The following is a 13,081-nucleotide window of genomic DNA, read 5'->3' as shown; positions in this document are numbered from 1 at the left end:
ATTTAAATTGGGAGGATAATTATGGGCGACTCAAAGGTATTTGAAAAAATATTCTCCAGCCAATCAGACAGAGGAAATTACACTCCTTCAAAAGGATATCTAAGTTATTTTATTTCATATATTGGTTTAGAAGATGAGGTTTTGTACAATCTTGAGATATTTAAGGCAAAACAAAATATTGATAGTAAAAAAGATATTGTTTTATTTACTGATGCTATAGCAAATCCTAGTGATTTTGATATTATAAATTATTTTAAAAATGGACTTAAAAAATATAGAAACAGTATGGAAGATGTAGATATAAATATTTTAGGGTTCGATGGGATTGATTATAAACTAAAAAAAGCTATAGATAAAGTTTTAAAAGAGGAAGAAAAAGAATTTACTAATGATAGAGTTAAACAAAATTTTATAGTGAAAATAATGGCATGGATAAAAATCTATATCGGTGCTTTAGATATAAATAAAAATGAGGCTCCAAAAGTAATATTTTATGGGGATATAAAAAAGCATGAAGTTTATCTACTCTTAATATTGTACTTGGCAGGCTTTGATGTTTTATATCTTAACCCAAATTCAAAGAGTAATATAGATATTTTAAACATAGAAAAATACAAGGTAGAGTTTGAAGAAGCCAATATAATAGAAGAAAAAGTTGCTTTTGAAGAAAGGGTTATCTTAGGAGAAAAAATAGATAAAGGTTCTGTAAAAAAAGCTTTTACTGTGGGAGCAGAAGCATCAAAACGTATAAGCGAAGAGTTATTAAATGATGCAGGATTTATAAAACCTTGGCAGCTTCAAGATAGAAAAATAAAAAATTTACTTTTAAGTTCAACTGTTGATGAAATATCAATATACTGGAATCAGCCATTAAAATTAAGACCAGGATTTAAGTTTAATGATGTTACTGTAGAAGTTCCAAATTTTCTCTCTAAGATTAATGGAATATATAATGACAAAAATGAGTATATTAAGTTTTTAGATTTATTGAGAGATTCGGAAAGTTCAACATTTATTGAATTTAATGGAGATATAGACAAATTTTCGAAAGAGTTTACAAGAGATGCTTTTAGTTTGTCTTTTTTACTGAATTCAAAAGGCGTTATAGATAAAAATTCTGTTTTAAATAATAAAGATTATTCTATTTCAACATTGGCATTAAATCAACAAATTATGATTTTAGAAAAGGTTGAAGAGTTATTAGAAGGAAATATGTTCTTAAATGGTTTAAGTGGAGAGGACAAGATAAAAGGTCTGTTTACAATACTTCATATGGATAAGAAGTTTGTTCATATGATGAATAATTTTGATTATTCTCTTATAAATCCAAAATTGATTATATATATGTACAAGAGTATAGTATTTGATAAAGAAATAGTTTTCCTTATGCTTTTACTAAGTAAAATTGGATTTGATATTATTATATTGTGTCCAGGAGGAGAAAATAATATAGAGAATGTTATAAATAACCAATTGATTGATGTACACAGATTGGATAAAATGGTATATGACCTTAGATTAAATTCACTTGAAGATGATATACCTTTACTTAAAAAAATTTTTGGAAAGAGGAGAAGATTTTAGATGGGGATAAATATAAATAGTTTTTCAAAAGATAAAAATTCTGTAGAGGTTACTGAAAATTTACCTACAGTTGTTGAAGAAGAAAATTTTGATATAATGGAATATACAAATAATAAAAAAAATGAACTGAGAAAGTCTAAGGAAGTTGAGGCATTGACGTCTCTTATAGAAGTAGAAAACCCAGATACAATTTTACAATTTGGTAGAAAAGCATCTGAAGGAGTAGCAAGGGTTTCTGATAGTCTTTTAAATACAATAAAACTAAATAGAAATGAAGAAAACTCTAAAATGTTGGTTCATTTGACTAAAATAATGGACAAGTTTGATTTAGATGATTTTCAAGAAACTAAGGAACCAAATTTTGTTCAAAAACTTTTCAAAAAAGCTAATAATGCTATTGAAATGATGTTTCAAAAATATGAAACATTGGGAGGAGAAGTTGAAAAAATCCAAATTGAACTTGAACAATATGAAAGAGATATAGCACTTTCTAATAAGCAAATAGGTTCTATGTTAAATGAAAACTTTGAGTTTTATAATGAACTTCAAAAATATATTGTTGCTGGAGAAATGGCAATAGAAGAAATGGATAACGAGATATTACCTTTCTTTAAGCAAAAATCGGAAACTAGTGGAGACCAAATGGATGTTGTTAATTATCAAGAGCTATTGAAAGTTTATGATATGTTAAATCAAAGAATATATGATTTAAGAATAGCAGAAAATATAGCCATACAGACAATACCTATGCTTAGAGGTATGCAACATAATAACTATGGTTTAATTAGAAAAATAAACAGTGCATTTGTTGTAACTTTACCAGTATTTAAACAATGTTTATCTCAAGCTATATTGCTTAAAAAGCAAGAATTGCAAGCAAAATCTCTAAAAGCACTTGATGATAAGACTAATGAATTATTGCTTAGAAATGCTCAAAATGTAAGTACTCAAAGTGCACAAATAGCTAGAATGGCTGGAACAAGTTCTGTTCAAATAGAGACATTAGAAAAAATGTATACTACTATTAAGTCTGGTATAGATGAAACTATGAGAATAGAAGAAAACAATAGAGTTTTAATTAAGGATAATACAAAGAGGTTGGAAGAATTAAATACAGCTATAATTTATAATAAGTAGTATATTAGGGGCTAATTTGTATAAAGTTGGCCCTTTCTATGTATATGAGGAGGCCATACATTGAAATATTTCGATTATATCTGCAAAGATGATTTGAAAAAAATTTTTTTGAAAGAGCCAGAAGACTTTAATGCTAAGACTGAAAAAGATGTATTGAAATATGCACTAGGTGCTTTTTTATACGTTCCAGCTACTCAATATAATATGATTTATAAGAGTATTATAGGAGATGTTAGAGGAGTTAGACCATTGGCTATTTGCTTAGAAGATGCTGTTGGGGTAAATGGAGAGTTAGAGGCTATAGAAAATCTTAGGTTAATTTTGAAAGATATTAGTGATGAAAGTATAACAAACAAAGATGGAATACCATTAATTTTTGTAAGGATAAAAGATGTGGAGCAATTGTTGAGGATTAAAGATATTATAGTTAAAAATAGTCATACTATAACAGGCATATTAATTCCTAAAGCAAATTCAGAGTTAATAGAAAATTGTATAAAAGCTTTGAGCTCTATGAATCTTCAAGATATGTATGTTATTCCAATAATAGAGACAAAGGAATTTATATATAAGGAAAGTAAAGAATTGAGTTTTAATAATTTATACAATTCTATTTTAAAACACAAGTCAAGAATACTCAGTATTAGAGTAGGTATAACTGACATATTAGGTATGTATGGTATAAGAAGAGACAAAAACTTTTCTATATATGACAATTTGATTTGCTCTTCATTTATACTAGATATAATTACGTATCTTCAAAGGCCAGAGTTAGATATACCTATAAGTGGAGGAGTATCAGAGTTCTTTGATATGACAAATAAAGATATAAGAAGTAAGTATATAGAAGAAATATTGTTGGATAAATTTCATGGGCTAATTGGAAAGACAGTAATTCATCCAATGCAAATTCAGATTGTACAAGCACTATCTGCAGTGTCATATGAAGATTTTACTGATGCTTTGGATATATTGAATAGCACAAATAGCAAATATGGTGTGAGCAAAGGTATACTAGGAGAGAGAATGAATGAGACAAATCCACATTTTTTATGGGCTAAAAAAACATTGATTCTATCTAAAATATATGGTGTATTAAATAAAGGAGTAGACTATGAAGAATTGCTTAAATTTTAATTGTGAAATTGACATTATTGATAATCCATTAAATTTAGAATTAAATGATTTTTTAGATATAGGAATAAGAAACAATAGTAAGAGACGTTTTTTATTCATATCAAAGACACTTGGTAAGCATCTAGCATGCAAACCAAGTGAGATGGATAATTTGGGAAAATTAATAGCCACAATTTATAATGAAAAAAATAAAGTAACATCAAAGGGTACTGTTATAGCTTTTGCTGAAACTGGCACAGCTATTGGGCATAGTTTTTTTGATTACTTATGTGGAGAATACGAATTTATTCACACTACTAGAGAACAGTTTGATGGGTTAGAGAATCTAGAATTTTTAGAGGAACATTCTCATGCAACAGACCAAAATCTATACTTTGGAATGCTTAACAACTTCAAAACTGGAGATGAGGTGATATTAGTTGATGATGAGATTACCACAGCTAATACATGTATGAATATAATTAGGAAGATTCAAAGTATTTATCCTAAAAAGAAGTACACAATATGTTCCATACTTAATTGGGTGAGTGATGAAAACTTAAGAAAAGTTACTCATTTAGAAAAAGAACTAGATTGTAAGATAGAATTTGTATACTTATTTAAAGGAAACTTTGATTTTGATATAAATGAAGATATTATTTCAAATTACAATGATAATTATAATACTGCTGAGTCACAATCTATTTCAAATGATAAAGTAAACTTAGTAGTAAATCACATTAATGTTGACCTAGAAGATTATATTGGGAATAAGAAATACGTAAAATATACAGGTAGATTTGGAATCAATAGAAGAGAACAGTTTAGATTAAAAGAAATTGTAAAGAGAGAAAGCAAAAAAATAACTATGGATAATAAAGAATCTTTAAAAAATGAAAATGAAAAGATTCTATTTTTAGGTACTGAAGAATTTATGTATATACCAATGTTGTTTGCTAAAGAAAAAGAAAATCAATATGATGTGTACTATCATTCAACAACAAGAAGTCCAATTATTGATATTGAAAAAAATAATTATCCTATTAGAAGTAAGTTTAAATTAAAGAGTTTTTATAATATAGATGTTCAAAATTATATTTATAATATAGATAAACATAATTTTTCTAAATGTTATTTATTTGTAGAGTTAAATAAGAGTAAAAATTCTTATCTGGAATTTATTGATATAATTAAAAATACAAGTATAAAAGAACTTACTATAGTATGTTGTAGCTAAATGCTTTAAGGAGAGTAAGATATATCACAGTTTTAAGATAGGAGTTGAATCATATGGCAGATTTTAGCACATATTCTAAGGATGATGTTATCTTTTTATTAAAAGATATATCAAATTTAATTAAAGAAGAAGGAAATAAAGAGAGAGAATTAAAAATACAAAGTGGTAGTCATTATTCAGAAATGATACCAATAGAGTATGAAGTTAGTGAAGATTATCTGAATTTATATCATGATAAACTAGAGCAAAATAAAGATAAGCTTGCATTTTCAATAGGGGTTATGTGTGAAAAAATAATTAAAAAAAATGGGAATGATGTGGTTTTAGTTTCACTTGCTAGAGCAGGTACACCTATTGGAATTTTGGCAAAGAGATATCTGAAAAACAAGTATAATCTAAATTTACCTCATTATACAATCTCTATAATAAGAGATAAAGGAATAGATATGAATGCAGTTGAATATATAGTAAAGAATCATCCAAATTCAGAGATTCAATTTTTAGATGGTTGGACTGGAAAAGGAACTATATCAAAAGAACTTGAAAAGGCATGTGATGAGCTTAATAGTAAATTTAAAAAAACTTTTGACTCAACCCTTGCTGTATTGGCTGACCCTGCTGGATATTCAGGTCTTTATGGAATTAGAGAAGATTTCTTAATACCAAGTGCATGTTTAAATTCAACTGTTTCTGGATTAATAAGTAGAACTGTATTAAGAGATGATTTAATTGGTAAAGATGATTTTCATGGAGCTAAGTTCTATAAACATTTAAAAGATAAAGACGAATCTATAAATTATATAGAAACTATAGAAGCATGTTTTAAAAATCAATTTAAGAACATATCTGATGAAGTTAATAAATGGGAAAGTGATATTATAACAAAAGATGGGTATTTTGATGTTTTAAATATAAAGGAAAAGTACAACATAACAGACATTAATTTTATCAAACCAGGCGTTGGAGAAACAACAAGAGTTTTACTTAGAAGAGTTCCATATAAGATTCTAGTTAAAGACTTAAATGATAAATCTTTAGAGCACATATTTATATTAGCTAAAGAGAAAAATGTTGAAGTTGAACAAATGGACTTAAAAGCATATAAATGTTGTGGAATAATAAAAAATATGAAAGATATTTAGAAAATATATTAGACAGGAGAATACTGAATGATTGTTTTTTCAGACTTAGACAGGAGTATTATTTACTCTGATAAATTTTTAGACACTGATAAGAAATATACTAATATAGAAATTTATAGAGAAAAAGAAATATCTTATATATCTTTAGATACTATAAATTTAATAAAGCAAATACAATATTATGGTATGTTTATACCTACAACTACTAGAACAGTAGAGCAATTTAAGCGTATAGAATTTAATAAATATGGGATTCATTTTCCATTTAGTATAACTTCAAATGGAGCAATTATACTTAAAAATAATGAAATATTAAAATCGTGGAGTAAAGAAATAGATAAATTAAAGTCTAACTATGAACCCATTGAAAGTATGATTGTAAAATTTAAAGATTATCTGAATGTAGAAGGAATAACCAACTTTAAAGTTGCAGAAGATACATTTTTTTATATAGTTGTTGATTTTGCAAAATTTAGTTTGGATTCAATTAGGGAGTATCTAGATATATTGGAATCAAAAAATTGGAAATTCTATGTTAGTGGCAGAAAAATCTATTTTATACCAAAAGAAATCTCAAAAGAAAATGCTATAAAGTATTTGACTAAGGAATTAAAAATAGAGTCTTTTTATGCAATAGGAGATTCTGTTATGGATTATGGTATGCTCAATATTTCAAATAAAGCATATGTATTAAAGCATGGTGATATAAATAAAAATGAAACAGAAAGTTCATTTATATCGAGTACTTTTAATGGAATGAGTGGAACAGAAGAGATACTATCTAATATTTTAGATGAAAGTTGTCTGCTTAATATATAATAATAAATATATATAATTAATAAACTAAAAAAATCTGAAATAAATTAGAATAAAATTTGTCATACTAATTTATTTCAGATTTTTATTAATTTATATTCAAGTAAGAGTTCAATATATTAAAATGAAGGTGGAGTCATTGCCCAAACTGAGATACATACATCATCATCATAATTTTCATATACATGTGGAATAGTACTATTAAAATAAAAACTATCTCCTTCTTCTAGTACATATTCCTTATTTCCAAGTATTATCTTCATTTTTCCTTTTATTATATAACCACATTCTTCCCCTTCATGTGTTACAAATTCACTACTTTTTTTTGTATGACCATCTAGCGTAACAAGTAAAAATTCTATTTTCTTACCAGATAAATTAGGAACAAGAAGTTCATAAAATTTTGTAGAATCATTAGTTACTATTTTTTTTCTATTGTTTTTCTTTACTACTATATCAGAGTCTTCTTTTCCAATCTCATCAAAAAAATAACCTATATTTATATCAAGAGCTTTTGATATCTTCCACATTGCTACAATTGATGGAACAACCATATTCCGCTCAATTTGGCTTATTAAGCCTGTACTTAAATCCGAGTTCTTTGCTAAGGTAGAGATACTGATATTTTTAGATTTTCTAAGAGCTCTAATTTTACTTCCGACATCTATATTCATTAGATACAAACCCCCTTAGACATGATTATAACATATAATTTCTAAAGAGTAATAAAATAAAAAAGTTTTATTATTCATGTATTTTCCATGTTATATTGAATTTTCTGAAAAGATGGATTATAATAAAACTAATATTCAATATATTGAATATTGATTTGAATATTTTAATTTAATGAAATAGGAGGTAGGTAAGATGAAGAGTTTTGTAAGTCCTGATAATATTTGGGTACTATGGGCAGTCATAACTGGATGGGCAGCATTTAGTATTTATCTGGAACAAAAGTACAACTGGGCATCGAAAATATCAGGGGCAATAATAGCTCTTGTAGGAGCCATGTTACTATCAAATCTAAATATCATACCAGTAGAGTCTGTTGTGTATGACCAGGTATGGGGATATGTTGTTCCTTTAGCTATAGCTTTACTGTTATATCAATGTAACATTAAAAAGATATGGAAAGAAAGTGGAAGATTACTTGTAATATTTCTTGTAGGCTCTGTAGGAACTGTTCTTGGAGCTATGGTTGGATTTTTACTATTAAAAAATGCAGTACCAGATTTAAATATTGTTGCAGCTATGATGACGGGTTCTTATATAGGTGGAAATGTAAACTTCGCAGCCATGTCAGGAGCATTTAATGCACCTGGAGAATTAGTATCAGCAACAGTTGTAGCAGATAATCTTTTAATGGCTTTATATTTCTTTGTTTTAATAGCTATCCCATCCATTGGATTTTTTAGAAAACATTTTAAACATCCACATGTAGATGAGATGGAACGTACTGATGTAACTGAAGGAGAAACAATAGCAGCAAACTATTGGGGAAGAAAAGAAATATCTTTAAAAGATATAGCAATAGCTATTGGTAGTGCCTTTATAATTGTTGCAGTATCTGTAGAGTTATCAACTTGGTTCAAAGCTATAATACCAACATCAAATCCTTTTTTAGCAATGTTAAATACTCTATTCGGTAATCAATATTTAATAATAACTACTTTGACTATGTTATTTGCTACATTTATGCCTAAATTCTTTAGTGATATAAAAGGAGCACAAGAGATAGGTACGTTTTTGATTTATATCTTCTTTGTAGTAGTAGGTGTTCCTGCTTCTATAACATTAATAATTCAAAAATCACCACTACTACTTTTATACTGTGGAATAATGGTACTAATAAATATGTTAGTTACATTTATAGTTGCCAAAATATTTAAATTTAGTTTAGAAGAAGCCATTCTTGCATCTAATGCAAATATTGGTGGACCTACAACAGCAGCAGCTATGGCAATATCAAAAGGCTGGTCTAAACTAGTAGGACCAATACTTATAGTTGGAACATTTGGATACATAGTTGGTAATTATTTTGGCCTTTTAGTTGGAAATATTTTAATATAATTTTAATTTAATATAGTTTTTCGTGAATTAAAAAGTTTATTTTGATAAAGATTTTTATTTAACTGGAGGTTGTTATGATTTTCGATGGACATTCAGATACTTGGGCAGATGTAACAATAAGAAGACTTAACGGGGAGAAAGATGTATTTAGAAGAATTCATCTTGATAATTTTAAAAGGGCAAATATAGAAGGAGCTATCTTTGTAATATGGATAGACCCTCCATATGATAAGAAACCTGAAAAAAGAGTTAAACAAATTGTAAATTCCATAAAAGATGAAATTGAAGATATGAAAGATATTGTAAATATAGTAAAAAAATATTCTGATATAAGTAAAGGTATAAGTGAAAATAAAATAAATATTTTAATTGGAATAGAAGGATTAAGTCATATTGGGAAAAATATAGATTTAATAGATTATTTTTACAAGGAAGTTGAAGCAAGACATGCATCGTTAACTTGGAATGAGCAAAATGAACTTGCTACAGGATGTTTAGGAGATAAGAACAGAGGTTTAACTGAAATAGGGAAAAAAGCAGTAAATAAGATGGAAGAATTGGGCATGATTGTGGATGTGTCACATTTGAATGACAAGTCATTTTGGGATTTGATGTCTATTGTAAGTAAGCCAGTAATAGCTTCTCATTCTAACGCAAGAAATCTATGTGATGCTAAAAGAAATCTTACAGATGCTCAATTAAAAGAAATTTCAAAGACAGGTGGATTAGTAGGAATAAATAGTTTTAGAGGATTTACTAATAGTAATCCCAAAAAACAAGATTTGATACACTTAGTTGACCATATAGACTATATGGTAAATCTTATAGGTATAGAACATGTATCTTTTGGGTTTGACTTTAGTGACTACTTGGGGACAGAAACTATAGGTTCTTTTACTGAAAATGCCAGTATTCCAAGTGTAGATGGTCTTGAAAGCACACATACAGCACATAATATAATAGTAGAACTTGAAAATAGAGGTTATAAAAAAAGAGATATAGATTTAATTTCTAGTGGTAATTTTTATAGACTCTTTAAAGATATATTAAAATAATATAATGAATAGCTTAAACGTATAAGATATTTATTATATTTAATGTAACACATACATATTTAAATTAGCATTTATAATTTATTTTATTAAATTGAATTTTAATGTTACTAGAAGTTTCAATTCTAGTAACATTTTTTATATGTAAAACAAAAAAATATATATATCTATTGACAATGATAATTATTATTGATAAACTATAAAAGTAAAAAATGATAATAATTATCATTTTAAAAAAAGAAAAGTTTTTAAGGAGGGAGAATGAAAAAAAGGTATTTAGTCATAGGAATAATAATTTTGTCTTATTTTTCTTTATTTATAGGAGCTGAAGATATAAATATAATGCATCTATTTGCAAAAAATCAACATAAACTTATGGTATTTGTTATAAGTAGAATACCAAGATTGATAAGTATATTGATTGCAGGTGTAGGGATGAGTATAGCAGGTCTTATAATGCAACAGATAAGTAAAAATAAATTTGTATCACCCACAACAGGGGCTACAATAGATGCAGCTCAATTTGGTATAGTAATTTGTATGCTTTTAATACCAACTGCGTCTATTCTTACAAAGACCATAATAGCATTTGTATTTTCTCTTATAGGGACTTTTATGTTTATGAAAATAATAAGCAGATTACAATTTAAAAATATAATTTTCGTACCATTAGTAGGTATAATGTTTGGAAATATAATAGGTTCTATGACAGATTTTATTGCATATAAATACGATTTGAGTCAAAATGTAAGTTCTTGGATGCAAGGTGACTTTTCTATGATACTTAAAGGAAATTATGAGATATTATACATTACAATACCTCTTATAATATTAGCATATATCTATGCAAATAAATTTACTGTTGTTGGCATGGGCATAGATTTTGCAACAAACTTAGGGTTGAGCTACAAAAAGGTTGTTAATATAGGTTTGGTAATAGTGGCCCTTGTCACAGTATGTGTAGTCGTTACAGCTGGTAATATACCTTTTATAGGTCTAATAGTTCCAAACATTGTGTCCTTATATATGGGTGATAATATAAGAGCAAACATATGGTATACTGGTTTATTTGGAGCTATATTTGTGCTTATATGCGATATTTTTGGAAGGATAATTATTTATCCATATGAAATATCTATAGGACTTACAGTTGGAGTCATAGGAAGTATACTATTCCTTTATTTGATACTAAGGAGGAATGTAAATGAAGCTTAGTCTTAATAAAAAAATTTATTTCATTAGTATATTACTATTAATATCAATAGTGATTTTTACAATTTATGGAATAGATATGAATAATATAGATTATGCACTATCACAAAGAATACCAAAAATACTTGCTATGATATTAGGTGGAGGGTGTATAGCATTTACTACTGTAGTGTTTCAAACAATTACAAACAATCAAATACTAACACCAAGCGTATTAGGATTGGATTCATTATATGTAATGATTCAAACTATAATAGTATTTATATTTGGTTCAACTAGCAGTTTGATTATTAATGAAAATTATAATTTTATTGTCAATGTTGCTGTTATGATTGGAGCATCAATGTTATTATATAAGACATTATTTGAAAAAAATAAAAATAATATTTTCTTTTTAGTCCTAGTAGGTATGATATTTGGAACATTATTTAAAAGTGCAACAACCTTTATTCAAGTAATGATAGACCCAAATGAATTTCTAGCTTTACAAACTAGTATAATGGCCAGTTTAAATAATATAAATACTAATGTACTTTTAATAGCATTTATAATAATTATTGCCATGATACCTTTTATATATGACGAAATAAAGTATTTAGATGTATTATCATTGGGTAGAGAGCAATCAATTAATTTAGGTGTAGATTTTGATAAAGTAGTTAAAAAAATGATAATAGTAATAGCGATTTTAGTTTCAATATCAACAGCACTTATTGGTCCAATGACATTTTTAGGGCTTTTACTTGCTAATATATCTAGAGAAGTTTTTAAAACGTATAAGCATACATATTTAATTTTTGGTTCTATGCTAATAGGCATGATTACATTAATAATTGGTCAATTTTTTATACAACATGTATTTAAATTTGATACTACTTTGAGTGTAGTAATAAATTTCATAGGAGGAATTTACTTTATTCAGTTATTGTTAAAGGGGGCAAATAAGTGATAGAAATAAGAAATATATTTAAAAAATATAAGAACAAAAATGTTGTAGAAGATGTTTCTTTTAATATAGAGAAAGGAAAGATAACTTCTTTTATAGGACCAAATGGAGCTGGGAAAAGTACTGTATTATCAATAGTAACAAGGCTTATAGGTGGTGATAGTGGCGAAGTAATAATAGAAGGAAAAAACTTAGCTAGCTACACTAACAAGGAATTAGCTAAAAAAATAGCTATTCTTAAACAATCTAATAATATAACTTTAAGGCTCACAATAAGGGAATTGGTTGGGTTTGGAAGATTTCCGTATAGTGAAGGAAATCTAACTAAAGAGGATGAGAAGTATATTGATGAAGCGATAGAATATATGAAATTGACTGATATACAACATAAATATCTAGATGAGTTGAGCGGAGGTCAGAGACAAAGAGCCTATATAGCAATGGTAATAGCCCAAGATACAGAGTATATATTGCTTGATGAACCACTTAATAATTTAGATATGAATCATTCAGTTCAGATGATGAAAGTGCTTAGAGACCTTTGTGATGACCTAGATAAGACTATAGTGTTAGTAATGCATGATATAAACTTCGCATCATGCTATTCAGATAATATAGTTGCGTTAAAAAATGGGAAAATTGAGAAGGTAGGTCGTACAGATGAGATAGTCAATGAAAAAGTTTTAGAAGATATTTATGAGATGAACTTCAATATTAAAAATATAAATGGAAATCGAATTTGTATTTATTTTTAATGAATCATCTATAA

General features: G+C 27.0%; 12 protein-coding genes. 11 read left to right on the top strand and 1 reads right to left on the bottom strand.

The features are described from left to right. Positions 1 to 21: 21 nt before the first annotated feature. From Q3223_RS16285 to Q3223_RS16260, 6 genes are read left to right on the top strand one after another with little or no spacing between them, the layout of a single operon-like run. Positions 22 to 1,584: a YceG family protein gene (locus Q3223_RS16285; RefSeq protein WP_054270119.1), complete on the top strand. Its 1,563-nt coding sequence runs from the start codon at positions 22 to 24 to the stop codon at positions 1,582 to 1,584. Then, on the top strand, positions 1,585 to 2,721 hold the full coding sequence (locus Q3223_RS16280; protein WP_054270120.1) for a toxic anion resistance protein: 1,137 nt from the start codon (positions 1,585 to 1,587) through the stop codon (positions 2,719 to 2,721). Positions 2,722 to 2,781: 60 nt separating this feature from the next. Further along, positions 2,782 to 3,858 (top strand): HpcH/HpaI aldolase/citrate lyase family protein, encoded by a 1,077-nt coding sequence (locus tag Q3223_RS16275; protein WP_231301329.1) that lies wholly within the window; start codon positions 2,782 to 2,784, stop codon positions 3,856 to 3,858. Next, positions 3,836 to 5,074 carry a phosphoribosyltransferase family protein gene (locus tag Q3223_RS16270; RefSeq protein WP_284181880.1) on the top strand — a complete coding sequence of 413 codons (1,239 nt, stop codon included), beginning with the start codon at positions 3,836 to 3,838 and terminating at the stop codon, positions 5,072 to 5,074. The genes Q3223_RS16275 and Q3223_RS16270 overlap by 23 nt, the downstream gene beginning before the upstream one ends. Positions 5,075 to 5,127: 53 nt before the next feature. Continuing rightward, positions 5,128 to 6,216 carry a cysteine protease StiP family protein gene (locus tag Q3223_RS16265; protein WP_074179801.1) on the top strand — a complete coding sequence of 363 codons (1,089 nt, stop codon included), beginning with the start codon at positions 5,128 to 5,130 and terminating at the stop codon, positions 6,214 to 6,216. A 27-nt stretch (positions 6,217 to 6,243) separates the two neighbouring features. Beyond that, the gene (locus tag Q3223_RS16260) at positions 6,244 to 7,035 is read left to right on the top strand and encodes an HAD hydrolase family protein (RefSeq protein WP_054270124.1); all 792 of its coding nucleotides are present in this window, start codon (positions 6,244 to 6,246) and stop codon (positions 7,033 to 7,035) included. 116 nt (positions 7,036 to 7,151) lie between these two features. Here Q3223_RS16260 and Q3223_RS16255 read toward each other — a convergent pair whose 3' ends face one another. Then, the gene (locus tag Q3223_RS16255; protein ID WP_161803435.1) at positions 7,152 to 7,706 is read right to left on the bottom strand and encodes a cupin domain-containing protein; all 555 of its coding nucleotides are present in this window, start codon (positions 7,704 to 7,706) and stop codon (positions 7,152 to 7,154) included. Between the two features lie 193 nt (positions 7,707 to 7,899). Between Q3223_RS16255 and Q3223_RS16250 the strand changes: the two genes are divergently transcribed. The 5 genes from Q3223_RS16250 (at position 7,900) to Q3223_RS16230 (ending at position 13,067) form a co-directional block, all read left to right on the top strand. Next, positions 7,900 to 9,102: a DUF819 domain-containing protein gene (locus Q3223_RS16250; protein ID WP_054270125.1), complete on the top strand. Its 1,203-nt coding sequence runs from the start codon at positions 7,900 to 7,902 to the stop codon at positions 9,100 to 9,102. A 74-nt stretch (positions 9,103 to 9,176) separates the two neighbouring features. Further along, on the top strand, positions 9,177 to 10,157 hold the full coding sequence (locus Q3223_RS16245; protein ID WP_231301331.1) for a membrane dipeptidase: 981 nt from the start codon (positions 9,177 to 9,179) through the stop codon (positions 10,155 to 10,157). 258 nt (positions 10,158 to 10,415) lie between these two features. Next, a complete protein-coding gene (locus tag Q3223_RS16240) occupies positions 10,416 to 11,369 on the top strand; it encodes an ABC transporter permease (RefSeq protein WP_074179798.1) in 954 nt (317 codons plus the stop codon). Beyond that, entirely contained in the window at positions 11,359 to 12,315 is a 957-nt protein-coding gene (locus Q3223_RS16235) for an iron chelate uptake ABC transporter family permease subunit (RefSeq protein WP_074179797.1), read from the top strand. Before Q3223_RS16240 ends, Q3223_RS16235 begins: the two co-directional genes overlap by 11 nt. Next, on the top strand, positions 12,312 to 13,067 hold the full coding sequence (locus Q3223_RS16230) for an ABC transporter ATP-binding protein (RefSeq protein WP_054270129.1): 756 nt from the start codon (positions 12,312 to 12,314) through the stop codon (positions 13,065 to 13,067). The genes Q3223_RS16235 and Q3223_RS16230 overlap by 4 nt, the downstream gene beginning before the upstream one ends. Positions 13,068 to 13,081 lie beyond the last annotated feature (14 nt).

It is taken from the genome of Clostridioides sp. GD02367 (assembly GCF_045900275.1).
Taxonomy (GTDB): Bacteria; Bacillota; Clostridia; order Peptostreptococcales; family Peptostreptococcaceae; genus Clostridioides; species Clostridioides difficile_A.
The sequence above is the reverse complement of the archived record's forward strand: the minus strand, read 5'-3'. Positions and strand labels throughout refer to the sequence as shown.